Genomic DNA, 25,598 nt, shown 5'->3' on the forward strand with positions numbered 1-25,598 from the left:
AAACAGGAGGTTCCGCCCGTTGCCGGGCAGGACCTCCTGTCGTACCGGGCTGTGGCGTCTTGTCAGGCCGTCACCCAGATCACCGTCGCCAGCAGGGCGAGAGAGGCGGCGATCTCCACGATGCCGATCTGCCGGGGGGACAGGGCGCGGCGGGGGACGACGGCCGCGCGGATCAGGAAGCCGGTGAAGGGGAGGGCGTACGGCAGCGCGAGCGAGGCCGCTGCCACCAGCGCCACGGAGTGGAAGACGAGGGAGACGGTGAGCATCCGCCGGTCGCCCCGGGCCCGGATCGTCGTCCTGACGAACAGCAGGGACCCGGTGAAGTAGAGCAGCGTCACCAGGAACGTGCCGGTGACCTGGCAGGGTGACGCTCCCCCGGCCACCGCCACCACGGGCAGGATCAGCGCCGACGCCAGGACCGAGACCAGGCCGTTGGCGAGGGCGCGGTCGTGGCGGGCCCTGGCGAAGAAGCCGTTCACGGCGAGTACGGCCGCGAAGACCGGGGCGAAGAGCAGCAGCCGCGGGCAGGTGACGACGACCGTGAGGCCGGACAGGGCTGTGACACCGCCGTAGACCAGGAGCTGGGTGCGGACGCGCTCGGGGCGGCGGGTCTTGACGGCGAGCAGGGCGAAGTATGAGAGGAGATAGCCGCCCACCCAGGCCAGGAGCAGCGGAAGCTGCACCCAGGAGGCGCCGACCTCGATCAGACCGGCGAGATAGGGGACCAGCAGCATGGCCCAGGCGCCGTGCTGCGGAGGGACCCACTGGTTCTTCCGGCGTCGCCGGGCGGGAGCAGGGTGTTGTGGTGTCGCGCGTCGTCCCGTTGCTGACTCAGCCGTTGTCTGCCGGTGCATAGGCCGCCTCGTTCGCCTCGTCTGGCTTGTCCGGCTTGTCGTTGAGGGCCGTTTCCAGTCGGACGAGTATGCCGTCGAGGACCTGCTGGGCCTCGGTCTCGTCGAAGTCCTCGCCGAGCCTCTTGCGTACACCGTCGTCGCTGAGCAGGTGGTGCACGGTGGGCGTCACGTCGTGGCGGCCCAGACAGTTGCGGGCGCACTGGAGGACACAGCCGTCGATCGCGATGACCGGCCGCCCGCTGGTCGCTTTGCGTACCAGGCTGGGTACGTCGCCCCCGACGCCGGCGATGCAGGACATCTCCGCGACACCGCGGCGGTCGAGCTGGACGGCGATCCAGTTCGTCATCTGCGCGGCGCTGGAGCAGCCGGAGCAGGAGTAGACGAGCGGGAGATCGCGACGACGCTTGGGCAACGGGAGTCCCTTCGGGCCAAGCCCCGGCCCTCGGGCGCGGGTGTAACACGGCAGGCAATAGAAACGAATATTGTTCGTTTCTACCAACTTCGGACTGTAACATACGTGCGTCATCCACCGATCACCGGTCGGCCACCGGTCTCGGGCTCCAGTCCCAAGCTCCGTCCCACTTCCCGCCACCACTAGGCTCACCGCCATGCCCACCCCCAGGAAGCGCGCACGGACCTACGACCCCGCCAGGACCCGTGCCGCGGTCCTGGCCCAGCTCGGGAACGTGCGCGAGGCCGCAAGCGCCCTCACCCCCGAGCAACTGGCGCTGCCGACCCGGCTGGGGGACTGGACCGTACGGGAGCTGGTCGCGCACATCGGCATGGCGGTCACCGCCGTCCATCGGGCCCTGGAGCGACCCGCACCGCCGAAGCGCACCGCCGTGCTCCTCGACTGGCCCTTCGCGACCTCGGCGAACTCCGCCGCGATCGCCGACTTCGCCCGCCGTGCCGCAGCGGAGCACACGGACCTCGACGTCTACCTCACCGGCATCGAGAAGAGCCTGCTCCGCCTCCTCGACGAGCATCCCGGCAGCCGGATCCTGGAGACCAACGCGGGCGCCCTGTCGCTCGACGACTACCTGGTCACCCGTACTGTCGAGCTGGTCGTCCACACCGACGACCTCAACGCCGCCGTTCCCTCTCTCGACGTCCCGTACGACCGCCAGGCCCTCGCCGCCTGCACCCGGCTCCTCGCCGACGCCCTCGCCGCCAAGGCGCCAGGCGGCTCCACAGAGGTCAGGGTCCCGCCGTACGCCGTGGTGCAGTGCGTCGAGGGCCCCCGGCACACCCGCGGCACCCCGCCCAATGTCGTCGAGACCGACCCGCTGACCTGGATCCGCCTCGCCACCGGCCGCGCGGACTGGAGGGACGCGGTCCAGGAAGGGAAGGTGAGCGCGAGCGGAGAGCGGGCCGACCTCACCGGACTGCTGCCTCTGATGGCGTAGCCGTGCCATCGACGACGTAGCCGTGCCACTGACGACGTAGCCGTGCCGTCGACGACGAGCAATGCCATCGACGACGTAGCCGTGCCCACGCGCCGCGACCGACGGCCGTCGATGGCGTAGATGTGCGACGGCTCACTCCGCTGCATACGGCGACGCCCCCGCCCGGACCCTGGTCGGTGGCGTTCTGCCAGGTCAGGGCGGGGTGGGCGACGAGTGATCCATTACACGCGGGTATCCCCAATTCGGACCAGTGGTCGACCTCGCCTACACTCGGTGCCGTGCCACGTGGTGACGGTCGACTCAATCACGATCTGCTCCCCGGCGAGAAGGGCCCCCAGGACGCGTGCGGCGTCTTCGGTGTCTGGGCGCCGGGTGAAGAGGTCGCAAAGCTCACGTACTTCGGGCTCTACGCCCTCCAGCATCGGGGCCAGGAATCCGCGGGTATCGCGGTCAGCAACGGCTCCCAGATCCTCGTCTTCAAGGACATGGGCTTGGTGTCCCAGGTCTTCGACGAGACCTCCCTCGGCTCCCTCCAGGGTCATATCGCCGTGGGACACGCCCGCTACTCGACCACCGGCGCCTCCGTGTGGGAGAACGCCCAGCCGACGTTCCGTGCGACCGCGCACGGTTCCATCGCGCTCGGCCACAACGGCAACCTGGTCAACACGGCCCGGCTCGCCGAGATGGTTGCCGCGCTGCCGAACGACAACCACAGCCGCTCCGCCCGGGTCGCGGCCACCAACGACACCGACCTGCTCACGGCGCTGCTCGCCGCGCAGGTCGACGAGGACGGCAAGCCGCTGACCATCGAGCAGGCCGCCCACACGGTCCTGCCGCAAGTCAGGGGCGCCTTCTCGCTGGTCTTCATGGACGAGCACACCCTCTACGCCGCCCGTGACCCGCAGGGCATCCGCCCGCTGGTCCTCGGCCGGCTGGAGCGCGGCTGGGTCGTCGCCTCCGAGACCGCCGCCCTCGACATCACCGGCGCCAGCTTCGTCCGGGAGATCGAGCCGGGCGAGTTCGTGGCCATCGACGAGAACGGTCTGCGCTCCTCCCGGTTCGCGGAAGCGAAGCCCAAGGGCTGTGTTTTCGAGTATGTGTATCTGGCCCGCCCGGACACCGAGATCGCCGGGCGCAACGTCCATCTCTCGCGTGTCGAGATGGGCCGCCGGCTGGCGAAGGAAGCCCCGGTCGAGGCCGATCTGGTGATCGCGACACCGGAGTCCGGCACCCCGGCCGCGATCGGCTACGCGGAGGCCTCCGGCATCCCGTTCGGCTCCGGACTGGTCAAGAACGCCTACGTCGGCCGGACCTTCATCCAGCCCTCGCAGACCATCCGGCAGCTCGGAATCCGCCTCAAGCTGAATCCGCTCAAGGAAGTCATCAAGGGCAAGCGCCTGGTCGTCGTCGACGACTCCATCGTGCGCGGCAACACCCAGCGCGCCCTGGTGCGCATGCTGCGCGAGGCCGGGGCCGCCGAGGTGCACATCCGGATCTCCTCCCCACCGGTCAAGTGGCCCTGCTTCTTCGGCATCGACTTCGCCACCCGCGCCGAGCTCATCGCCAACGGCATGACCATCGAGGAGATCGGCACCTCGCTCGGCGCCGACTCCCTGGCGTACATCTCCATCGACGGCATGATCGAGGCGACCACCATCGCCAAGCCGAACCTGTGCCGCGCCTGCTTCGACGGCGAGTACCCGATGGAGCTCCCGGACCCCGAGCTGCTCGGCAAGCAGCTCCTGGAGACCGAGCTCGCCGCAGGTACGGCCGCCCCGGCCGCGGTCGACGCCATCCGTCGCCCGTAAGCCCGCAGAACCCGAACCGAAAGATCCCAGGCAATGTCTGAGACTCCCCTGACCGGTGCCTCCTACGCGGCGGCCGGTGTCGACATCGAAGCGGGCGACCGCGCGGTCGAGCTGATGAAGGAGTGGGTGAAGAAGACCCGGCGCCCCGAGGTGCTGGGAGGCCTCGGCGGCTTCGCCGGCCTCTTCGACGCCTCTGCCCTCAAGCGCTACGAGCGCCCGCTGCTGGCCTCCGCGACCGACGGCGTGGGCACCAAGGTCGACATCGCGCGCCAGATGGGCGTGTACGACACCATCGGCCACGACCTCGTCGCCATGGTGATGGACGACATCGTGGTGTGCGGCGCCGAGCCGCTGTTCATGACCGACTACATCGCCGTCGGCAAGGTCCGCCCCGAGCGGGTCGCCGCGATCGTCAAGGGCATCGCCGAGGGCTGTGTGCTCGCGGGCTGCGCCCTGGTGGGCGGCGAGACGGCCGAGCACCCCGGACTGCTCGACGAGGACGACTTCGACGTCGCCGGCGCCGGTACGGGCGTCGTGGAGGCCGAGCGGCTGCTGGGCCCGGATCGTATCCGTACGGGTGACACCGTGATCGCCATGGAGGCCTCCGGACTTCACTCGAACGGGTACTCCCTGGTCCGGCACGTCCTGCTGAAGCAGGCCGGTCTCGCCCTCGACGCGCCCGTCGAGGAGCTCGGCCACACCCTCGGCGAGGAACTGCTCGTACCGACGAAGATCTACTCGCTGGACTGCCTGGCCCTCACCCGCACCACCGATGTGCACGCCTTCTCGCACATCACCGGCGGCGGCCTCGCCGCCAACCTGGCCCGGGTGATCCCCGACGAGCTGCACGCCGTCGTCGACCGCTCCACCTGGACACCGGCACCCGTGTTCGACCTCGTCGGCAGGGCAGGCCGGGTCGAGCGGCTGGAGCTGGAGAAGACCCTCAACATGGGCGTCGGCATGATCGCGATCGTGCCCGAGGAGTCCACGGACGCGGCCCTGGCCACCCTGGCCGACCGCGGGGTCGAGGCATGGGTCGCCGGAGAGATCACCGACCGCGGCGAGAGGACGACCGGCGCGGAACTGGTGTCGGACTACGCGTAGCCGCGCGCAACCGGACGAGACGAGCCGTGCCCGAGTCGCCCACCAGGTCCTGCACCGGGGTCACGCCCCGGTGTCAGGCACCTGCGTCGGGCAGCGGTGTCAGGGATCTGCGAGGCAGCACGAAACCCGGTCCGGTGCTGAGCCCCGGACCGGGTTGGAGCGGCCTGGCCGCCGTGAACAGCTACGCGCCGCGACGGTGCTGCGAGGAGTCGTCGTCCTCGTCCTCGTCGTCGCCGTCCTCATAGAGGTCGGCGTACCGTGCGTACACGTCATCGTCTTGCTCATCGTCCTCGAAATGGTCACCGTTCGGTGACTGATTCGATGTCGATGCGCCCAGCTCCTCGGCCAGGCGTGAGAGATCCGTCCCACCGCTGTTGTACTTCAGCTGGCGGGCGACCTTCGTCTGCTTGGCCTTGGCCCGGCCGCGCCCCATGGCTCGACCCCCTCAACGACGGGGCTCAACGGCCCCAGAGTCTGACACGCGTTCATGATCTGGAACGGGCTCTCCGTGGAGAGACCGGTCCGTAGGACTTCCACGGTACCTGAGCCCGCGGCCATACGGTACGTCGCCCGTAGGACGCGCGTGTGCACAGGACCGCCGAGGAGCCCTGTCCTCGCTGGTCAATGGCGATTTTAACCACTTCGCAGCGGGCGACCCGCCGGTGGAAGTGAGAGTTCTCTCTAAGTGGCCCTTCCCAGGTACCGCCGGGGGCCGTCCGGCGGGTATCCTCCGCCGCCCGGCGGCCCGGGTGCCGGGCGGCGGAGACAGGGAGACAGACCGGTGGAGACAGGGGGACAGACGGTGGAGGGGTCCGGTTCCGTGGCCGGTCGCGGATCGGTCGCGGACCGGTCGTAGAGGGTCACACACCGTTGCCGGATCGTTGCCGGACCCCCCTGCCGGGGATCAGCGCCGGCGGGCCGCCGCGGCCGCCTCGTGCATCCGCTGCTCGGCGATCCGGTCGGCCGCGGCGGCCGGTGGAATCCCGTCCTCCTTCGCACGTGCGAAGATTGCAAGCGTGGTGTCGTAGATCTTCGCGGCCTTCGCCCGGCACCGCTCGAAGTCGAAGCCGTGCAGTTCGTCGGCGACCTGGATGACACCGCCGGCGTTCACCACGTAGTCCGGGGCGTAGAGGATCCCGCGGTCGGCGAGGTCCTTCTCCACGCCAGGGTGGGCGAGCTGGTTGTTGGCCGCGCCGCACACCACGGACGCCGTCAGCACCGGCACGGACTCGTCGTCCAGGGCGCCGCCCAGCGCGCACGGGGCGTAGATGTCGAGCCCCTCGACCCGGATCAGAGCGGCGGTGTCGGCGACCGCGGTCACGCCCTCGGGGTGCCGCTCCAGGATCCGGCGTACGGCGTCCTCGCGGACGTCCGTGACGACGACCTCGGCGCCCTCCTCGCGCAGGTGCCGCACCAGATGGTGGCCGACCTTGCCGACGCCCGCGATGCCGACCTTGCGGCCGCGCAGCGACGGGTCGCCCCACAGGTACTGCGCCGAGGCGCGCATCCCCTGGTAGACGCCGAACGCGGTGAGCACGGAGGAGTCGCCCGCGCCGCCGTTCTCCGGCGAGCGCCCCGTCGTCCAGCGGCACACGCGTGCCACGACGTCCATGTCGGCGACGTACGTGCCGACGTCGCACGCGGTGACGTAGCGCCCGCCGAGTGAGGCCACGCACCGCCCGTAGGCGAGCAGCAGCTCCTCGGTCTTGTCCCGCTCCGGGTCGCCGATGATCACGGCCTTGCCGCCGCCGTGGTCGAGACCGGCCATGGCGTTCTTGTACGACATCCCGCGCGCCAGGTTGAGGGCGTCGGCGACGGCCGCCGCCTCGTTCGGGTACGGGTAGAAGCGCGTGCCGCCGAGGGCGGGGCCGAGGGCGGTGGAGTGAAGGGCGATCACGGCCTTGAGGCCGGTGGCGCGGTCCTGACAGAGCACAACCTGCTCATGTCCGCCCTGGTCCGAGTGGAACAGGGTGTGCAGCACATCAGCAGGTGCGCCGGTTACGTCGGTCACGGTGGTGACTCCTGAGAAGTAGCGGCGGTTCGGAGACCAGCTCCCGTGCGGGTGGCGGGTGCTGTGGCACGAGCGTAGAGCCTGGCCCGGGCACCGGACGGGGCGGTCCTGAAGATCATCCTCCGCCGGGGTGCGGTGAGGGGTGAGCGTGGCAGGATTCGGGTGGTTCTCCCGGTCGTGTCGACGGTTCCGCCGAGCCGTGCCGGAGTTGTTGTCGGGGCCGTTTCCGGCGTCGTCTCCGGACCGGGTACGGCGGGTTTCGGAGCGGGGCCGGTGGGGAGGGAGCAGGCGTGCCCAAGGTGTCCTCGGTGATCGTCCCGTACGCGGCCTATCTGCGCGTCTACGAGCCGCTGGCCGCCTTCCCGGAGCGGGAGCGCGACCACTGGGCCCGTTACGCCCGCCGCCCGGGCCGCCCCTCCTACCAGGACGAGCTGCGCCGGTCCCTGGCCGATCTGCTGCCCACCCCGCCGGTCGCGGTACCGGTGCACGAGAGCGGTGACGCGTTCGTGCTGGAGGCCGACGGCGTGCTCTGCGTCTGCCCCTGGCGTACCCGGCTGCGCGGCTGGCAGGCCCTCGGCGAGCTGGGCGACGGGCTTCCGCCGCCGGTGCTCGACGCGGTGCTCCCGCCCGTCGTACGGCTCCAGGCCACCCAGGACTACGAGCGCTGGCTCACCCGCAACCCCGACGCCCGCCCCTGGATCCGCACGGCGACCTGGCAGGTGCCGCTGAGCTGGTTCGTGCTGGTGTCCGACGCCGAGCGGCGCTATGAGAAGGGCACCGGCGAGGTGCCCCCGATGCTGCGCTACCGCACCCCGATGGTGCAGGCCCGGCGGCGTGTCGCACGGGCGCTGCGGGCCCTCAGGGACTCCCTCTCCGAGGGGCCGATGATCGACGGGCTGGTGGACGTGGGGCGCTGGCTGGAGGAGTTCCATCCGCGCTCGCTGGTCGAGCTGGACTACGCCGGGCTGGTGCATCTGCTGCGGGCCGCCGATCTGGAGGGCGACCACTCGGCGGCGGACGTGGCCGAGGGCATCGAGGCGCTGCGCCAGGGGGACGGGGCGGCGGCCGGGGAGGCGTACGCGCGGCTGGTGGAGCGCTGGCGCACGGTGCGGGACCTGCGCTCGGCGAACTGACGGTGTGTCGGCCGTTACCCGAGTGATCCAGCTCACGGCCGGGGAGGTTCGGGAGCTGCCGGGGAGGTTCTGGAGCTTCTGGACTTCGAGAAACTGACGGGGCGTAGGGTCTCGATCCGGGCTTTTGTGCGAAGGGTGATGGACCGCACGTACGGGGACCTTGCGCCGCTTGCCCCTCCTCATGCCAAAATAGGACAAGGAGTCCGGGGAGGACTCCGTCCGTCCTGGTGTGTCCAGCATGCCTGGAACCACCGCATTGCACGCTTTGGGGGGCCTGAACATGAGTCCGGGGACGCCTGATCGCCAGTGTGACTGATCGTCACACTGGCGTGACTGTCCGCTATGACATGGTCCATCGGCTTCCGTCGCTGATGAACACCTGGGAGGGCAATTCCATCGGTTTGGCCGACGCGGCTGGACGGATGGTGTAGTTGTAGTGCCGAGGACAAGCCGTTCGTCCTATAACCGACTCGACTCGCGTCCGCCATTTCGGGCAACGCGGGTCAAGGTGCAGAATTTAGAGGAAAGAACCGAGATGGTTCGGTTCTCCCGAGGAGGCCGCTCATGACCGCTCGCACCCCTGATGCCGAGCCGCTGCTGACCCCGGCTGAGGTCGCCACCATGTTCCGCGTCGACCCCAAGACGGTCACACGGTGGGCGAAGGCCGGCAAGCTCACGTCCATCCGCACGCTCGGAGGACACCGCCGTTACCGCGAGGCCGAGGTCCGCGCACTGCTCGCGGGCATTCCGCAGCAGCGCAGCGAGGCCTGAACAACAATTCCATATCGGGCAAAGCGGCAGGTCCCCCCATCGGCCGCGGCGCCCGAAGCCATAGCTCCAAGCGACGCGGAGTCTGCCCCAACAGGCTCCACGCCCAAGGCATCTAGAGCTTTCTAGGCAAGCGACAGGGTGCGTCGTCGATCGCGCTGGACTCCGCCGGGTCCAGCGCGATCTTTTTTGTGCGCCCGCCGTGAAGCTTGCGGCGGCTCTGTGAGCGGCCTTGTCGGAGTCTGGGGAGGCCTGTCGGATCCTCTGTGGACGACCTCTGAACGCCCCCTGGAGCCCGGGCCGAAGCGTCCCGCGGGCGCCCTCACGGGCCGGTGCAATTGCACATATTAAATTGACCTGTGAGACGAGATGCGTCAGTACCGCGGTTTCGGAAAGTCATGCGGTGACTCCCGTCACATGCCAGACGCACTGTTGCCGTCGGCGTATGGGGGCTGGGGAAGCCCGGTTCCGGGCGGCCGCGGCGTGGGTGCTGGCATGCAGAACCGTTCCAGCGTGCCGTCGGCGTACGGGTGTTGGGGCGTGCCGGGATGCCTGGACCTTCGCCGGTCAGGAGGCCGCAGCAGGCGCCTCGTCCTTAGGGCCTGTCGTCACATTCCCGCCTGCCCGGCGACGCCTGGCACGCACTCCCCCAAGCTCTGCGAGCAGGGGGTGCCCCCGGCGGCGTTGCCGAACCGCCCACGTGGCTCCTCCCCCAAGCTCTCGGCTTCGCTCGAGCAGGGGGGACCCCCGCGAGGGCGCTCCGGCGCCTTGCGTCGCACGCACCAGACGCCGCCGGGCTCGCCCTTCGGGCGGACGACGGGAAAGTGACGACAGGCCCTAGGGGACAGCGGTTTCCACCCCGTCCCGGCCCTCCTCGCCCTCGTCGCAGGGCTCCACGGCCCGTGGCGGCGCGTCCATGGCCAGGCGCAGCAGGCGGTGGCAGATGGGGCAGTGCCGGGTGCGATGACCGTACGACGAGGCGGCCGACAGATGCGCGCGGAGCAGGGCCCGCGTCTCGTGCCTGACCGATGCCGCCATACGCCACCTCCAGCGAGGCCGTGCCGGGAACGGGGGCCTGCTTTCTGGGTACTGGTGGAATGTGACGCCGTCAAGCCCCAACACCCCGCAACGGCTGGCCGTCCGGCCATGGCGGGGGGTGCGGGGGCGGGGTGGGTGAGACGAGCGTGCAGGGGGTGGGAGCGCGGGGGCGAAGGCCGGCTTCCCTTGCGGGGCGGGTCCGGGTTCCGGTGCCGGGTGCGGGCGGTCGCTGGGGTGGCGCTTTCTCTCGGGCGGGCGAGGATCCGAGGGTGACGCAGGCCGGCTTTTCGGCGCTGGGGCGGGCGTTCGGAGGGTTGTGCGGTCGTGGCGGGATGTGTGTGTTCGGGGTCGGGGTCGGGGGCGCGGGCGCGGGCGCGGCTTCCGGTGGGCTGCCATGCGCCCTGGAGCCCTGGAGCCCTGGAGCCCTGGAGCCCTGGAGCCCTGATCCCTTGGTCCTTGGGTACGGCGAAGGCCCGCTCCGTGATGGATGCGGGCCCTTGGCAAGCTGTGCGGTCCTGACGGGATTTACGTGTCCGTCGGCGGCTTCGCCGCGGGCGCGGCCTTCGGTTGGCTCTGCTCCCCTGGTACAGCGAAGGCCCGGTCCTAGTTCTAGGGGATGCGGGCCCTCGGGCAAGCTGTGCGGTCCTGACGGGATTTGCGTGTCCGTCGGCGGCTTCGCCGCGGGCGCGGCCTTCGGTGGGCTGCTCCCTGGGGACAGCGAAGGCCCGCTCCGTGGTGGATGCGGGCCCTTGGCGAGCTATGCGGTCCTGACGGGATTTGAACCCGCGGCCTCCACCTTGACAGGGTGGCGAGCACTCCAAACTGCTCCACAGGACCTTGCTTTGCGGCACTGTTCATGCGCTGTGCTGCGAGAAGGACTGTACAGGAGGGGGCGCCTGCTGGTCGAACTCACTCCTCGTGAGCGGAGCGTCACGGCACCTGCGCGTCGATCGCCTTCACGATCCGCTTGTCCGAGACCGGGTACGCCGTGCCGAGCGCGTGGGCGAAGTAGCTGACCCGCAGCTCCTCGATCATCCAGCGGATGTCCCGCACCGAGGACGGCACCGGGCGGCCCTGCGGGAGCTGTTCCAGCAGCCAGGCGTACTCGTCCTGCATCTCGTGGACCTTCGCCATGCGTGTGCTGTCGCGCTGCACCGCCGTAGGCATCTGCTGGACGCGGCGGTCCACGGCGATCAGATAGCGCACCAGATCCGGCAGCCGCCGTATCCCCGCCCCCGTCACGAAGCCGGGCCGGACCAGGCCGTCGAGCTGGGTGCGGACGTCGGCGAGGTTCAGCAGGAGCGCCGGGCTGCGCAGGCCCTTGAGACGGCGCTCACAGGCCTGCCATGCGGCAAGCACCTGCTGCACCTGCGCCACCGCCCGCACCGTCATGTCGACGATCTCCGCGCGAACCTTGTCGTAGAGCTTCCGGTAGGACTCCTCGTCCCAGGCCGGCCCGCCGAAGTCGGTGATGAGCCGGTCGGCGGCGGCCGTGGCGCAGTCCTCGAAGAGGGCCTGCACCGAGCCGTGCGGGTTGGCCGAGAGGGCCAGCTTCTGGGGGTTGGTGAGGTGGTCGCCGGCGAACTTGGCCGGGTTGACCGGGATGTTGCGCAGGATGAGTCGGCGCGTCCCCCGCCACATCGCCTCGGCCTGCTCCGCCTCCGTGTCGAACAGCCGTACCGACACGGTGTCGCCGTCGTCCACCAGGGCGGGGTAGGCCTTCACGGGCTGCCCGGCGCGCCGGGTCTCGAAGACCCGGGTGAGGGTGCCGATGGTCCAGTCGGTGAGCCCGGTGCGCTCCAGGGACTCGCCGCCCCGGCGTTCCGCGGTGGCCGCGGCCGCCTGGGAGAGGGCCTGGCGGGCCTTGGGCTTCATACGCAGCCGCAACGCCTCCAGGTCCTTGTCCTCGGCGATCTTGCGGCGCCGTTCGTCGACGATCCGGAAGGTGATCTTCAGGTGGTCGGGGAGCCTCGCCCAGTCGAAGTCTTCGGCGTCGAACGGCACGCCGACCATCTGTCTCAGTTCCCGCGCCATGGTGACCGTGAGCGGCTCCTGGAGGGGTACGGCCTTCTCCAGGAACCGCTTGGCGTAGTTGGGCGCGGGCACGTAGTGGCGGCGGATCGGCTTGGGGAGGGAGCGGATCAGCTCGGTGACGACCTCTTCCCTGAGGCCCGGGATCTGCCAGTCGAAGCCCTCGTCGGTGACCTGGTTGAGCACCTGGAGCGGGATGTGGACGGTCACACCGTCGGCGTCCGCGCCCGGCTCGAACTGGTACGTCACCCGGAACTTGAGCGGGCCCTGCCGCCAGGAGTCGGGATAGTCGGTCTTGGTGACCGCCTCCGCCGACTCGCGGATGAGCATCTCCCGCTCGAAGTCGAGGAATTCGGGCTGTTCCTGCCGCTTGCGCTTCCACCAGGAGTCGAAGTGGGCGCCGGACACCACATCTTCGGGCACCCGCTGGTCGTAGAAGTCGTGGAGCGTGTCGTCGTCGACGACGATGTCCCGGCGTCGCGCCCGGTGTTCGAGCTCCTCGACCTCGCTGAGGAGGCGGCGGTTGTCGGCGAAGAACTTGTGGTGGGTGCGCCAGTCGCCCTCGACGAGCGCGTTGCGGATGAACAGCTCGCGGGAGATCTCCGGGTCGATCCGGCCGTAGTTCACCTTGCGCTGCGCGACGATCGGGACGCCGTAGAGCGTGACCTTCTCGAAGGCCATCACGGCCGCCTGGTCCTTCTCCCAGTGCGGTTCGCTGTACGTCCGCTTCAGGAGGTGCCCGGCGAGCGGTTCGACCCACTCGGGCTCGATCTTCGCGTTCACCCGCGCCCACAGGCGTGAGGTCTCGACGAGTTCGGCGGACATCACGAAACGCGGTGTCTTCTTGAAGAGCGCCGAGCCGGGGAAGATCGCGAACTTGGCGCTCCGGGCGCCGAGATACTCGTTCTTCGCGCCGTCCTTCACGTCCTTCATGCCGATGTGCGAGAGCAGCCCGGCGAGCAGCGAGACATGGACGCGGTCGGCGGGGGCGTCCTGTTCACCGATGTGGATGCCCATCTGCTTGGCGACGGTGCGCAGTTGGGCGTAGATGTCCTGCCATTCGCGAATACGCAGGAAGTTGAGGTACTCCTGGCGGCACATCCGCCGGAACGACGACGAGCCGCGCTCGCGCTGCTGCTCGCGGATGTAGCGCCAGAGGTTGAGATAGGCGAGGAAGTCGCTGGTCTCGTCCCGGAAGCGGGCGTGCTGCTGGTCGGCCTGGGTCTGCTTGTCGGCGGGGCGCTCGCGCGGGTCCTGGATGGACAGCGCGGCGGCGATGACCATGACCTCGCGTACACAGTCGTTCTTGTCGGCCTCCAGGACCATCCGGGCCAGCCGGGGGTCGACGGGAAGCTGGGCGAGCTTGCGCCCGGTGCCGGTGAGGCGTTTGCGGGGGTCCTTCTGCTCGGGGTCGAGCGCGCCCAGCTCCTGGAGCAGCTGTACGCCGTCGCGGATGTTGCGGTGGTCCGGCGGGTCGATGAAGGGGAACTTCTCGATCTCGCCGAGCCCGGCGGCGGTCATCTGGAGGATGACGGAGGCGAGGTTGGTGCGCAGGATCTCGGCGTCCGTGAACTCCGGGCGCGCGATGAAGTCGTCCTCGCTGTAGAGGCGGATGCAGATGCCGTCCGACGTACGGCCGCAGCGGCCCTTGCGCTGGTTGGCGCTGGCCTGCGAGACGGGCTCGATGGGCAGGCGCTGCACCTTGGTGCGATGGCTGTAGCGGGAGATGCGCGCGAAGCCGGGGTCGATGACGTACTTGATACCGGGGACGGTGAGGGAGGTCTCCGCGACGTTCGTCGCCAGAACGATCCTGCGGCCCGTGTGCTGCTGGAACACCCGGTGCTGCTCGGCGTGGGTGAGCCGGGCGTAGAGCGGAAGGATCTCGGTGAAGCGGTACTGCTTCTTCGTGAGCGCGTCCGCCGTGTCCCGGATCTCCCGCTCACCGGAGAGGAAGACGAGGATGTCGCCCGGACCCTCCGCCATCAGCTCCTCGACGGCGTCGCCGATCGCGGTGATCTGATCGCGGTCGGAGTCCTCCGACTCGTCCTCCAGGAGCGGCCGGTAGCGCACCTCGACCGGATATGTCCGCCCGCTGACCTCGATGATCGGGGCGTCGCCGAAATGCCGGGAGAACCGCTCGGGATCGATGGTCGCCGAGGTGATGACGACCTTCAGGTCCGGCCGCTTCGGCAGCAGCTGCGCGAGGTACCCGAGCAGGAAGTCGATGTTGAGGGACCGCTCGTGAGCCTCATCGATGATGATCGTGTCGTAGGCCCGCAGCTCGCGGTCGGTCTGGATCTCGGCGAGCAGGATGCCGTCCGTCATCAGCTTGACGAAGGTGGCGTCCGGGTCGACCTGGTCGGTGAACCGCACCTTCCAGCCGACGGCCGCCCCGAGCGGGGTGTCCAGTTCCTCCGCCACCCGCTCGGCGACGGTGCGCGCGGCGATACGGCGCGGCTGGGTGTGCCCGATCATGCCGCGCACACCACGGCCGAGCTCCATGCAGATCTTCGGGATCTGCGTGGTTTTCCCGGACCCGGTCTCACCGGCGACGATGACCACCTGATGGTCGCGGATCGCCTCGGCGATCACGTCCCTCTTCTGGCTGACCGGGAGCTGCTCGGGATAGCTGACCGCGGGCACCCGGGAGCGCCGCTCGGCCATCCGGGCCGCGGCCCTGGCGACCTCGCCGTCGATCTCGGCGAGTACGGCGGCGCGGGCCTCCGGCTTGCGGATCTTGCGCGCACCCTCCAGCCTGCGCCCGAGCCGGTGCGCGTCGCGCAGCGACAGTTCGGTCAGGCGGGGGGCGAGGGTGCCGAGGGCGGGAGCGGGATGCGTAGACATACGCGGTCCAGGATCGCACCTCGGGGAAATTCCTGGCCAACCATTTGATTACCGCTGTATACCGGGTTCCCGGCGCGCCGCTTGTGCCGCTCGGCTGCCGCTCGTGGCGCTCGGCTGCCGCCGGGGTGCCGCACGGGTGTCTCCCGCGACGTCGGCGTCAGGGGGTCCGCTGGGCGGGCGGAGGCGGTGCCGACTGCGTCGAACGTGCGGTGGCCGCACCCTCCCCGAGAGCGATCGACTTGGCCGTGTTGGACACGGCCTTGATCCCCAGATACGCCGTCGTCATGCTGCTCACAGCGGTGAACGCGGCGGTGAGCACCCCGACGATCACCGACTTGTCGCCGTCGAGCCGCCACACCCCGAAGACCGCCACTCCGGCGATCGCGAGATTGCTGGTGACGACCGCGAGTAATCCGTAGCGTGCCCGGTCCTTCTCCAACGCGGCTTCCCGAATGGCTCTGGTCTCGTCCCGGCTCATCGTCGTCCCCGTCCCCCAAGCATCCACAGGCCGATCAAGCATCCACAGGCCGATCAGGCAGAAAACGTAGCGGCGGGCGGGAGCGCTGCCAAGCAGATCACCGAAGTCGGCGGACTTTGGGGAAACACGAGAACACCCCCTCGGGAAGCTCCCGGAGGGGGTGTTCGCCCGATGCCGGGCGGTGGTGGCTGGGGCCGGGGTCGAACCGGCGACCTATCGCTTTTCAGGCGATCGCTCGTACCAACTGAGCTACCCAGCCACGAGATTCACGACGGAACCTCAGCGGTCCTGACGGGATTTGAACCCGCGGCCTCCACCTTGACAGGGTGGCGAGCACTCCAAACTGCTCCACAGGACCAAGCTCTGTGTACGACAGTGTCGCACACGGTTGTGCGTGCCCCCAACGGGATTCGAACCCGTGCTACCGCCTTGAAAGGGCGGCGTCCTGGGCCACTAGACGATGAGGGCGGACATTCGGTACTGCTGCTTCGTCATTCGGCCTGAGGGCCTGAGGACGTGAGAAGCATGTGACTCCGCTTTCCCCCGAAAGGTTCCGCTTCTCCCTGGCCCCTGACGGGGTTCGGGACGGTCAAGCCCTGACCGCTGCCCTTGGGCACGACGAGACTGTACTACGGCTTTCGGGGAGCGGCCAAACTGAAAAACTGCGGGCCGCTCAGGGGTGATTTTCCTTCGGGAGATGGCGGCTGACCTCGGCCGTCGTCTGCCCCAGCCCGCCCAGCTTGATCGCGTCCCAGGCCTGGAGACGCCGGCCGGCCCGGTCGAAGTAGAGGATCGAGGCCTCGATCGGCGCCGGGTACCTGTGCTCCACGGCGCGCAGCCCGCTGCCGCCCGTCGAGCCCTCCAGTCGCAGCCGGGTGCCGCGCTTCATGACCTCCGTCTCCTCGTGGTGCAGATGACCGGCCAGCACCAGCGGCACCTCGCCGTCCGTCTGGCGGGCCGCGGACGGCTCATGGGCGATGGCCACGTCCACCGGCGTCCCGGCCGCCCGCTGGTCCCGCAGCGCCGAGGCGAGCTGGTCGCCCGCCAACTCCTCCGCCGCCTCGCCCCCGGTCTGGACGGAACGGTCCGGCGTGAACTGCGGATCGCCGATGCCCGCGAGGCGCAGCCCCGCGACCGTCTCCGCGCGGCCCGCGTCGAGGATGTGCACGTTCTTGAAGCGCCGGGAGTTCCCCAGGTACCGCTGGGTGATCGTCGAGTCGTGGTTGCCGCGCACCCAGACGTACGGTGCGCCCAGGTCGGCGATGGGGTCGAGGAAGCCGTTCTCCGCCGCGGTGCCGTGGTCCATCGTGTCGCCGGAGTCGATGATCACGTTCACCTTGTACTGCCGTACCAGCGAGGCGATGATCTTCCAGCTCGCCGGGTTCAGATGGATGTCGGAGACGTGGAGCACCCGGATGGTGCTCGGGTCCGGCTGGTAGGCGGGGAGCGTGGAGGTGACGTCGTAGAGCTTCGTCACGTTGGTCACCAGGCGTGCCAACTCCTTCTGGTAGACGTCGAATTCGGTGACGATGCTGCGCGCGTTGCCGACCAGTGAGGGCGCCGAGGACAGCAGCCCGGAGAACTTCGGCTCCAGGACGGACTTGGGGTTCCAGGTGGCGTACGCCGTCGCGCCGGACGCGGCCAGCAATGCCAGCGCGAGTCCGCCGGCGGCCAGGGCGCGGCGCGGGCGCCGGTAGACGGCGAGACCGAGGGCGGTGGCACCGGAGACGACGGCCACGCAGGAACGTACCGCCAGATCGAGCGTGCCGCGCGCCACATCGTGGGTGACCTCGGTCTGGAGCCCGGAGATGCGCTCGGGGTGGTCCACCAGGGCCTGGGAGCGGACCGGGTCGAGTTGGTCGACGTTGACGTCGAGGCGGACGGGGGCGACATGGCTGTCCAGGCTCAGCGCGCCCAGCGGGGAGACGTTGATCTTCGTGCCGCCGGTCAGGGACGGGCGCAGGGTCATGGTGGTGTTCATGGGGCCGACCTGCGCACGGACATTGCCGACGACGAGCAGCCCGAGCCAGGCCCCGACCAGCACGACCGTCACCAGACCGAGGGCACGCGTCCAGGGCCGCGCGCCTTCCGGCACCAGCCACACGACGGGGCCGGGGCGGAGGGCACGGTTGCCGCGCGCGGTGGCGGGTGCGCCGGTGTGGGCCGTGCGGGGCGTGCGGGCGCGGGGTGGACGGGGGTGAGGCGGGCGGGTGCGGGCGGGCAGGCGGGCCATTGGTCGCGTATGCCCAAGTCCGCCCCCGGATACGCATGGGCATGCCGGATACACACAGAGGTACAGGGGACGGTTCGCGACTCTCGTACGGGCGTTCCGTACCGGACAATGACGGTGTGCTGGAGATGACGCGCGAGGAGTTCGAGGAACTGGTCGCCGAGGCGCTCGACCGGATCCCGTCGGAGCTGACACGGCTGATGGACAACGTCGCGGTGTTCGTCGAGGACGAGCCGCCCGCCGGTGACCCCGAGCTGCTCGGGCTCTACGAGGGGACTCCGCTGACCGACCGGGGCGAGTGGTACGCGGGCGTGCTGCCCGACCGCATCACCATCTACCGCAATCCCACCCTCCGGATGTGCGAGACCCGGGAGGACGTGGTCGCGGAGACGGAGGTGACCGTGGTCCATGAGATCGCCCACCACTTCGGGATCGACGACGCGCGGCTGCACGCGCTGGGTTACGGCTGACGGTGCCTGATCCTGCGGGCCCGAACAGAGGGCGCGTGTCCTCTTGCGGGCGATGGGAGTTGGGCACATTGACTCTCTTCAGCCCCGGAGGTGACCGCCGTGCGCCCCTTGTACGTGCCCGTCCGTCTGCACACCCCCGACCATCCCGACCATCCCGACCATCCCGACCATCCCGACCATCCCGACCATCTCGTCCGTCCTGACCATCCCGTTCATCCCGACCGTCCTGTCCGCCTGCGGCTGTCCGGCCGCGGGCGTCTGCCGGTGCGGCTGGCCGCCGTGATGGTGGCCGTCACGGCCGCCGCCACCGGCTGTGTGAGCGTGGGGGACGGTGACGCGCACCGGCCGGGGCCGTCGCGCTCCGCGGGGCAGCCGGGCGGCGAGGTGCCCGACGGGGTGTCGGCGGCATCGGGCGGCGGGGGCGGATACGGCGTCGAGGCGGGCGGCGACGGCAAGCACCCGCACGCCGGGAAGGCGAAGCGCAGGGCCGACGGGGATTCAGCGTCTCCTTCCACCCCGCCCGCGCGGGAGGTGGACGGCGTCGCCGCGTCCGTACCGGTGAAGCCCGGCGCCAGTGCCCGGCCGACCCCGACGGTCCCCGCACCGCCGGCGCCCACCCGGACCTCGGTGCCCACCGAGTCCGCCACGCCCATCGGGACGACTCCGCCGCCCTCGACGCCGCCGCCCGCGGAGCCCTCCTCGTCCGCGCACGAGGGCACCGGGCCGCAGTTCGCCGACCGTGAGGTGGCACCGGCGCCCGCGGCCGGGACACCCGCCTTCGGGACCATGGCCATGGGCCAGCCGGTCGCCTCGCCCGTCCCGCTGGCCTACTGAGGCCGTCGGCCCGCTACTTGGGCCGAGGTTTGTCCGCGGACGGTCATCGCCGCACGTGACGAGCGTCTCCGGGGCTCGGTTTGCCTTCGGGGGTGGAGGGTGCGTATGGTGGTAGATCGTTTGATCCCATTTGCCCGGCGCCACCGCAGAGCGCGCCGTGTGGCGCGTACTCTCCCTTGCCGTGGCGGACCGCATTGAGGCGGTCGTAATGCGAATCACGGAGTTGACGGGCGCGTGCCGAAGAGACTCCGGAAGGTTTCGCAGACGTATGTCCATTGCCAGTACTGATCAGTTCGCCGTGCCCGGGAGCACCGAGAACGACGAGGACGCGACCGACGTCGCGACCGAGGGTGCGGTCGAAGTAGCCGAGGCAGCCGAAGCGGCTGAAGTAGCCGAAGCGGCCGAAGAACTCGAGGCAGACGCCCCCGAGATCACCTTCGCCGACCTCGGTCTCCCCGAGGGCGTCGTGCGCAAGCTCGCGCAGAACGGTGTGACCGTCCCCTTCCCGATCCAGGCCGCGACCATCCCGGACGCCCTGGCCGGCAAGGACATCCTGGGCCGTGGCCGCACCGGCTCCGGCAAGACGCTTTCCTTCGGCCTGCCCGCCCTGGCCCGGCTGTCCGGCGGCCGTACCGAGCGCAAGCGCCCGCGTGCCGTCATCCTCACGCCGACCCGTGAGCTCGCGATGCAGGTCGCGGACGCGCTCCAGCCGTACGGCGACGTCGTCGGCCTGAAGATGAAGGTCGTCTGCGGCGGCACCTCGATGGGCAATCAGATCTACGCCCTGGAGCGCGGCGTCGACATCCTCGTCGCCACCCCGGGCCGGCTGCGCGACATCATCAACCGCGGCGCCTGCTCCCTCGAGGACGTGGAGATCGCCGTCGTCGACGAGGCCGACCAGATGTCCGACCTGGGCTTCCTGCCCGAGGTGACGGAGCTGCTCGACCAGGTCCCGGCGGGCGGCCAGCGGATGCTGTTCTCCGCGACGATGGAGAACGAGATCCAGGTCCTCGTCGACCGCTACCTCAGCTCGCCCGTGCACCACGAGGTGGACGCGGCGCAGGGCGCGGTCACCACGATGTCCCACCACATCCTCGTGGTGAAGCCCAAGGACAAGGCGCCGGTCACCGCGGCGATCGCGTCCCGCAAGGGCCGCACCATCATCTTCGTGCGCACCCAGCTCGGCGCCGACCGGGTCGCCGAGCAGCTGCGCGACGCGGGCGCCAAGGCCGACGCGCTGCACGGTGGTATGACGCAGGGCGCGCGGACCCGGACGCTGGCCGACTTCAAGGAGGGCTACGTCAATGTCCTCGTCGCCACCGACGTCGCCGCCCGCGGTATCCACGTCGACGGCATCGACCTGGTCCTGAACGTCGACCCGGCCGGTGACCACAAGGACTATCTGCACCGCGCCGGCCGCACGGCCCGCGCCGGGCGCACCGGCACGGTCGTCTCGCTGGCCCTGCCGCACCAGCGCCGCCAGATCTTCCGGCTGATGGAGGACGCGGGCGTCGACGCCGGGCGTCACATCATCCAGGGCGGTGCCGCCTTCGACCCGGAGGTCGCCGAGATCACCGGCGCCCGATCGATGACCGAGGTCCAGGCCGAGTCCGCGGGCAACGCCGCGCAGCAGGCCGAGCGCGAGGTCGCCCAGCTCGCCAAGCAGCTGGAGCGGGCCACGCGCCGTGCGTCGGAGCTGCGCGACGAGGCCGACCGGCTGGTCGCCAGGGTCGCCCGCGAGCGGGGCGAGGACCCGGCGGAGGCGCTGGCCGCGGCGGCGCAGGAGGCCGAGGCCGCGGTGTCCGAGGCGGTGGCGGAGGTGTCGCTGCCCCAGCAGCCGGTGACGGAGGCGGCCGACCGCGTGGAGCGCGCCGAGCGCACGGCACCGGCGTCGGGGACGTCGTACGAGCGCCGGGAGCGCCGCGACGACCGGGGCGGCCGTACCTTCGAGCGTCGTGACGACCGCGGCTTCAACCGTGACCGTGACCGTGACTTCAACCGTGACCGCGACCGGGATCGTGACCGCGGCGGCCGGGGCTTCGAGCGCCGTGACGACCGTGGTGGCAGGTCCTTCGACCGCGACCGTGACCGTGACCGTGGCGGTCGTACCTTCGAGCGTCGTGACGACCGTGGTTTCGAGCGCCGCGACGACCGCGGTGACCGCGGTGACCGTGGTGGCTTCCGCCGGGACGACCGGGCGGCCCGCCCGTTCGACCGCGACCGTGACCGGGACCGTGGCGGCCGGAGCTTCGAGCGTCGTGACGACCGTGGTTTCGAGCGCCGTGACGACCGTGGCGACCGCGGCGGCTTCCGCCGTGACGACCGCGGTGGCCACCGAGGCAGCGACCGTCCGTTCAACCGCGACCGCCGCGACGACCGCCCGGGCTTCCGCTCCGCCGGTCACGACCGCCCGTACGGCCGCCGCGACGACCACCGGGGCGGCACCGGCTCCTCCCCCTCCTCCTCCTTCGGCCGCCGCGACGACAAGCCCCGCTGGAAGCGCAACGGCTGACGACAGCGGCCGTGACCTCGGCCGCAGCTGAACGAACGACGCGCCCCCGACCCGCCCAGGACGCTGACTCTGTCGGGGATCTTGGCGGTCTGCTCAGTCTCTGGCGGACCGCCAAGACCTCGGCCGGGGGATCCCGTGCTGGTCCAGGTAGTTCTGGAAGGCGGTCGGCCGTCGGGACGGAGGCGCTTCTCCGGTCGGCGGCCGTCGGCTGAGGCGCTCGATGTTTGCAGCGATGGCTGTGAACACGTGCTGTAAGTGGGCTTTGTGCTGTCCCCGGTAGCGGCAGTGGCGCATGCCGTGTCCGTGGGCGAGCTCGTTGATGGTGCCTTCCACTCCGGAGCGGACCGCGTAGCGAGCCTGCCATTCGGGTGTCTGCTGCTCGGCACGGACTCGGAGTTGCAGGTCACGGAGTTCTCGCGGGGGGAAGCCCACGCTCCGGGCGCTGTCGGCGGTGGTCGTGCAGCGGGTGCGGACCGGGCAGGGCCGGCACTGGCTCTTGGTGAACCGGGCCACGATCAGAGGTGCCGCCGTGGGCGAGGAAGTCGGGTAGGGGCCGTGCCAGCCCGCGCTGGTCTCGCCCTGCGGGCAGGTGACCTGCCGACGGTCGAAGTCGATGTGGAAGTCGTCGCGGCCGAACCCGTTGTTCCTGCGGTTCTGGCGGGTGGTGTTGACCGGCAGTGGTCCGGTGACCGTGACCTGGTGTTCGCGGGCTGCCTGTTCCAGATGGACCAGGGAGGTGTAGCCGCCGTCGACCAGATGCTCGGCGGGCAGCAGCCCGCGGCGCTTGAGCCGGGTGTGGATGCCGGGCAGAGCCTTCGCGTCGTAGCCGGTGGCATCGGTGGTGGCCACATCCGTGATCACGTTGACGCCGTCGGGATCGCAGGTCTCGGTGAGATGCGCGACGAACCCCTTCCAACGGGTGACGTGTCCGCGGCGCGCGTAGCGGGCCGTCGGATCGTAGGGCGAGACGACCGCGACGGACGAGGGCGGCAGCCCGCCGTCCTCCACGGTGCGCCAGCGCAGGCGCCCGGCCCCGTCACGGTAGTAGTTCTGCACCATGATCTGCCGCAGGGCCTGGACGCGGGGCCCTGACAGGCGTTCCGGCCCGTGCTGCCCGAGGTGCTCGATCAGCCGGACGGCGTCGCCTCCGGTGGCGAGGATTCTGGTCTTGGGGCGGGTGGGGTTCTTGCCCAGACGGACCGGACGGCCGTAGCGGCGCCCCCACTCCTCGTCCACCAGGCCGGCCAGCAGGTGATCAGCGGTGCCGGCCAGCTCTTCCAGCGCGGCGCGGACGGCCTCGGTGACCAGTTCCAGCCGGGTCAGGTCGCGCACCGCGGCCAGGACGTGGGTGGAGTCCGTGCGCTGGGTGGTGCGTTCGCGAACGAGACCGGCCTCCTTCAGGCGTTCGAGCGCGAGGTCGAGGAGACGGTCGGCTCGGCCGTCCTCGGTGAGACGGTCGCGGAAGTCGGCCAGCACGCTGTGGTGGAAGCCGGGATCGTCCAGTTCCATGGCCAGCGCGTATTTGAAATCGATGCGGCAGCGAACCGCTTCGGCCGCCTGCCGGTCCGACAGACCGAGCAGGAACTGGAGCACACAGACGGTGGCCAGCTGGGCGGGCGAGAGCCCTGGGCGGCCGTCGCGGGGGTACCAGTCGGCGAAGTCCTCGTCACGCCACAGCCCGCCCAGGCGGTCTCTCACCCACATCGCCGTTGTACCGCTCGGGTTGCTCGCCCGCGCCATCTGCATGGTCAGAGAAGGGACTTGCTCACCAGAACGGGCGTGAAGCGACAACGGGCACCTCGACAACTGCATCGGTCCTTGAACAGAGCCGAGCATGCCCGTTGATCATGCTGCCCCGCCGGGGATCCTCAAGATCCCCGACAGAGTCAGCGTCCGCCCAGGGTCGGGGGCGCGTCGCGTTACCGGTACATTTCGGCCAGGATGTGGCGCATGCCACACTCCCGCCCGGGGAATCGCTGGGGACATGACAGATGACGCCCTTGCAAACCGGCTGTCGGACGAGGAGCGCCTGGCCCAGTTGGGGTACACGCAGGTACTCGCCCGCCGAATGTCGGCGTTCTCGAACTACGCGGTCTCCTTCACCATCATCTCGGTGCTCTCGGGATGCCTGACCCTCTATTTCTTCGGCATGAACACCGGCGGGCCCGCCGTGATCACCTGGGGCTGGGTCGCCGTAGGCCTGATGACCCTGTTCGTGGGTCTGTCGATGGCCGAGATCTGCTCGGCGTACCCGACATCGGCGGGCCTCTACTTCTGGGCGCACCGCCTGGCGCCTCCGCGGACGGCGGCGGCGTGGGCGTGGTTCACGGGCTGGTTCAACGTGCTGGGCCAGGTGGCGGTGACGGCGGGCATCGACTTCGGGGCGGCGTCGTTCCTCGGGGCCTGCCTGAACCTCCAGTTCGACTTCGAGGTCACCCCCGGCCGAACGATCCTCCTCTTCGCGGGAATCCTGGTCCTCCACGGCCTCCTCAACACCTTCGGGGTCCGTATCGTCGCGTTCCTGAACAGCGTGAGCGTGTGGTGGCACGTGCTGGGAGTAGGGGTGATCGTAGGCGCGCTGGCCCTGGTCCCCGACCACCACCAGTCACCGTCCTTCGTCTTCACCCACTTCGTGAACAACACGGGCTGGGGCAGCGGCATCTACGTCGTCCTCATCGGCCTCCTGATGGCCCAGTACACCTTCACGGGCTACGACGCCTCGGCCCATATGACGGAGGAGACGCACGACGCGTCGACGGCGGGCCCGAAGGGCATCGTCCGCTCGATCTGGACGTCATGGGTGACGGGGTTGGTCCTGCTCCTGGGCTTCACCTTCGCGATCCAGTCGTACGACAAGGAACGGACGTCCCCGACCGGCGCACCGCCCGCCCAGATCCTCCTGGACGCCCTGGGCGCGACGGCGGGCAAGCTGCTGCTCCTGGTGGTGATCGGGGCGCAGCTCTTCTGCGGGATGGCGTCGGTGACGGCGAACAGCCGCATGATCTACGCCTTCTCGCGCGACGGCGCGCTGCCGTTCTCGCACGTGTGGCACACGGTGAGCCCGCGCACCCGCACCCCGGTCGCCGCAGTCTGGCTGGCAGCCCTGGGCGCGCTGGCCCTGGGCCTCCCCTACCTGATCAACTACACGGCCTACGCGGCGGTGACGTCGATCGCGGTGATCGGCCTGTACGTGGCCTACGTCATCCCGACGTTCCTGAGACTCCGCAAGGGCGAGGACTTCGAACGGGGCCCGTGGCACCTGGGCCGCTGGTCGAAGGCGATCGGCGTGACCTCTGTCGCCTGGGTGGGACTGATCACCATCCTCTTCATGCTCCCGCAGATGTACCCGATCACCTGGGAGAGCTTCAACTACGCCCCGGTGGCGGTCCTGGCGGTCCTGGGCTTCGCGGCGACGTGGTGGCTGACATCGGCCCGCCACTGGTTCCTGAGGCCCACGGTCCCGGAACGAACCCTCGCGACAACCCCCGAACCGGCCGACTCGTAACCCACCCGGTAACCCACGAGGGGCCCCACTGTCCTCCGTTCAGCTTGATCTAGCGCGGAACTCCCGGGCGTTCACGCCCGGGAGGAAGCGCTCTCCGGATGGCTCTGACCCGCAGGTGTCCATGGGCCTGCACTGTTGACCTCAGCCAGGTCGCTTCTGGTTCTCGATGTACTCCTTGATGATCTCCAGCGGTGCTCCGCCGCACGAGGCGGCGAAGTACGAAGGCGACCAGAAGTGGTCGCCCCACAAATACTTGCGGATATGCGCTGGGAACTCCTGACGGAGCCGCCGGGCGGAGACGCCCTTGAGGGAGCCGACCAGCCGGGACAAGGCGACTTTGGGCGGGTAGTGCACCAGCAGGTGGACGTGGTCCCTCTCCCCGTTGAACTCCACCAGCTCGGTGTTGAAGTCCGTGCACACGTCACGCATGACCTCCTCGCAGCGCCGGAGGATCTCATCGGTGAACGGGCCGCGCCGATACTTGGGTGTGAAGACCAAGTGTGCGTGAAGGGTGCAGACGACTGTTCTGCCCCTGCGAATATCGGGGTTTGGCTCCCAGCGTGGTGACATAG

19 protein-coding genes and 4 tRNA genes are annotated in these 25,598 nt (G+C 70.0%); 9 read left to right on the plus strand and 14 right to left on the minus strand.

All coding sequences use genetic code 11. From position 1 onward, the window contains the following. Positions 1–62: 62 nt before the first annotated feature. Together ACSYGN_RS21085 and ACSYGN_RS21090 are read right to left on the minus strand one after the other, a co-directional pair. Positions 63–854: a YwiC-like family protein gene (locus ACSYGN_RS21085; protein WP_460397875.1), complete on the minus strand. Its 792-nt coding sequence runs from the start codon at positions 852–854 to the stop codon at positions 63–65. Further along, a complete protein-coding gene (locus tag ACSYGN_RS21090) occupies positions 832–1,266 on the minus strand; it encodes a putative zinc-binding protein (RefSeq protein ID WP_460397877.1) in 435 nt (144 codons plus the stop codon). Before ACSYGN_RS21090 ends, ACSYGN_RS21085 begins: the two co-directional genes overlap by 23 nt. Positions 1,267–1,462: 196 nt before the next feature. Between ACSYGN_RS21090 and ACSYGN_RS21095 the strand changes: the two genes are divergently transcribed. The 3 genes from ACSYGN_RS21095 (at position 1,463) to purM (ending at position 5,172) form a co-directional block, all read left to right on the plus strand. After that, positions 1,463–2,260 (plus strand): maleylpyruvate isomerase family mycothiol-dependent enzyme, encoded by a 798-nt coding sequence (locus tag ACSYGN_RS21095; protein ID WP_460397879.1) that lies wholly within the window; start codon positions 1,463–1,465, stop codon positions 2,258–2,260. A 278-nt stretch (positions 2,261–2,538) separates the two neighbouring features. Further along, entirely contained in the window at positions 2,539–4,068 is a 1,530-nt protein-coding gene (purF, locus tag ACSYGN_RS21100; RefSeq protein ID WP_460397881.1) for an amidophosphoribosyltransferase, read from the plus strand. 33 nt (positions 4,069–4,101) lie between these two features. Then, on the plus strand, positions 4,102–5,172 hold the full coding sequence (gene purM, locus ACSYGN_RS21105; RefSeq protein WP_460397883.1) for a phosphoribosylformylglycinamidine cyclo-ligase: 1,071 nt from the start codon (positions 4,102–4,104) through the stop codon (positions 5,170–5,172). A 181-nt stretch (positions 5,173–5,353) separates the two neighbouring features. Here purM and ACSYGN_RS21110 read toward each other — a convergent pair whose 3' ends face one another. Then, positions 5,354–5,605: a DUF3073 domain-containing protein gene (locus ACSYGN_RS21110; RefSeq protein ID WP_460397885.1), complete on the minus strand. Its 252-nt coding sequence runs from the start codon at positions 5,603–5,605 to the stop codon at positions 5,354–5,356. Positions 5,606–6,076: 471 nt separating this feature from the next. Next, positions 6,077–7,183: a Leu/Phe/Val dehydrogenase gene (locus tag ACSYGN_RS21115; RefSeq protein ID WP_460397887.1), complete on the minus strand. Its 1,107-nt coding sequence runs from the start codon at positions 7,181–7,183 to the stop codon at positions 6,077–6,079. Between the two features lie 290 nt (positions 7,184–7,473). Between ACSYGN_RS21115 and ACSYGN_RS21120 the strand changes: the two genes are divergently transcribed. Further along, positions 7,474–8,316 (plus strand): hypothetical protein, encoded by an 843-nt coding sequence (locus tag ACSYGN_RS21120; RefSeq protein ID WP_460397889.1) that lies wholly within the window; start codon positions 7,474–7,476, stop codon positions 8,314–8,316. A 564-nt stretch (positions 8,317–8,880) separates the two neighbouring features. Next, complete coding sequence (gene bldC / locus ACSYGN_RS21125; RefSeq protein ID WP_003949541.1) at positions 8,881–9,087, plus strand: developmental transcriptional regulator BldC; 207 nt, start codon at positions 8,881–8,883, stop codon at positions 9,085–9,087. Between the two features lie 834 nt (positions 9,088–9,921). On the opposite strand, the gene ACSYGN_RS21130 is transcribed toward bldC, so the two are convergent. The 8 genes from ACSYGN_RS21130 to ACSYGN_RS21165 form a co-directional block, all read right to left on the minus strand. Further along, the gene (locus ACSYGN_RS21130; protein ID WP_460397891.1) at positions 9,922–10,122 is read right to left on the minus strand and encodes a DUF6274 family protein; all 201 of its coding nucleotides are present in this window, start codon (positions 10,120–10,122) and stop codon (positions 9,922–9,924) included. A 762-nt stretch (positions 10,123–10,884) separates the two neighbouring features. Further along, positions 10,885–10,959: transfer RNA gene (locus ACSYGN_RS21135), tRNA-Asp, on the minus strand. A 93-nt stretch (positions 10,960–11,052) separates the two neighbouring features. Then, a complete protein-coding gene (hrpA, locus tag ACSYGN_RS21140) occupies positions 11,053–14,997 on the minus strand; it encodes an ATP-dependent RNA helicase HrpA (protein WP_460397893.1) in 3,945 nt (1,314 codons plus the stop codon). Positions 14,998–15,154: 157 nt separating this feature from the next. Then, positions 15,155–15,475, minus strand: coding sequence for a hypothetical protein (locus tag ACSYGN_RS21145; RefSeq protein WP_460397895.1), 321 nt, complete (start codon positions 15,473–15,475; stop codon positions 15,155–15,157). A 182-nt stretch (positions 15,476–15,657) separates the two neighbouring features. Further along, positions 15,658–15,734: transfer RNA gene (locus tag ACSYGN_RS21150), tRNA-Phe, on the minus strand. Positions 15,735–15,758: 24 nt separating this feature from the next. Beyond that, a tRNA-Asp gene (locus tag ACSYGN_RS21155) sits at positions 15,759–15,833 on the minus strand. Positions 15,834–15,870: 37 nt separating this feature from the next. Continuing rightward, a tRNA-Glu gene (locus ACSYGN_RS21160) sits at positions 15,871–15,943 on the minus strand. Between the two features lie 205 nt (positions 15,944–16,148). Further along, entirely contained in the window at positions 16,149–17,708 is a 1,560-nt protein-coding gene (locus ACSYGN_RS21165) for a metallophosphoesterase family protein (RefSeq protein ID WP_460397898.1), read from the minus strand. A gap of 116 nt (positions 17,709–17,824) precedes the next feature. Between ACSYGN_RS21165 and ACSYGN_RS21170 the strand changes: the two genes are divergently transcribed. From ACSYGN_RS21170 to ACSYGN_RS21180, 3 genes are all read left to right on the plus strand, one after another. After that, the gene (locus ACSYGN_RS21170) at positions 17,825–18,175 is read left to right on the plus strand and encodes a metallopeptidase family protein (RefSeq protein ID WP_460397900.1); all 351 of its coding nucleotides are present in this window, start codon (positions 17,825–17,827) and stop codon (positions 18,173–18,175) included. Between the two features lie 99 nt (positions 18,176–18,274). Further along, positions 18,275–19,009 (plus strand): hypothetical protein, encoded by a 735-nt coding sequence (locus ACSYGN_RS21175; protein ID WP_460397902.1) that lies wholly within the window; start codon positions 18,275–18,277, stop codon positions 19,007–19,009. Between the two features lie 268 nt (positions 19,010–19,277). Beyond that, complete coding sequence (locus ACSYGN_RS21180; protein ID WP_460397904.1) at positions 19,278–21,521, plus strand: DEAD/DEAH box helicase; 2,244 nt, start codon at positions 19,278–19,280, stop codon at positions 21,519–21,521. A 93-nt stretch (positions 21,522–21,614) separates the two neighbouring features. Here ACSYGN_RS21180 and ACSYGN_RS21185 read toward each other — a convergent pair whose 3' ends face one another. Next, a complete protein-coding gene (locus tag ACSYGN_RS21185) occupies positions 21,615–23,267 on the minus strand; it encodes an IS1182 family transposase (protein ID WP_460391610.1) in 1,653 nt (550 codons plus the stop codon). Positions 23,268–23,505: 238 nt separating this feature from the next. Here ACSYGN_RS21185 and ACSYGN_RS21190 point away from each other — a divergent pair, with 238 nt between their 5' ends. Next, positions 23,506–25,026 carry an amino acid permease gene (locus ACSYGN_RS21190; RefSeq protein WP_460397906.1) on the plus strand — a complete coding sequence of 507 codons (1,521 nt, stop codon included), beginning with the start codon at positions 23,506–23,508 and terminating at the stop codon, positions 25,024–25,026. 141 nt (positions 25,027–25,167) lie between these two features. Here ACSYGN_RS21190 and tnpA read toward each other — a convergent pair whose 3' ends face one another. Next, positions 25,168–25,596, minus strand: a complete 429-nt coding sequence (gene tnpA / locus ACSYGN_RS21195) for an IS200/IS605 family transposase (RefSeq protein WP_460397908.1) — start codon at positions 25,594–25,596, stop codon at positions 25,168–25,170. Positions 25,597–25,598: the final 2 nt, after the last annotated feature.

It is taken from the genome of Streptomyces sp. YIM S03343, from assembly GCF_054729195.1.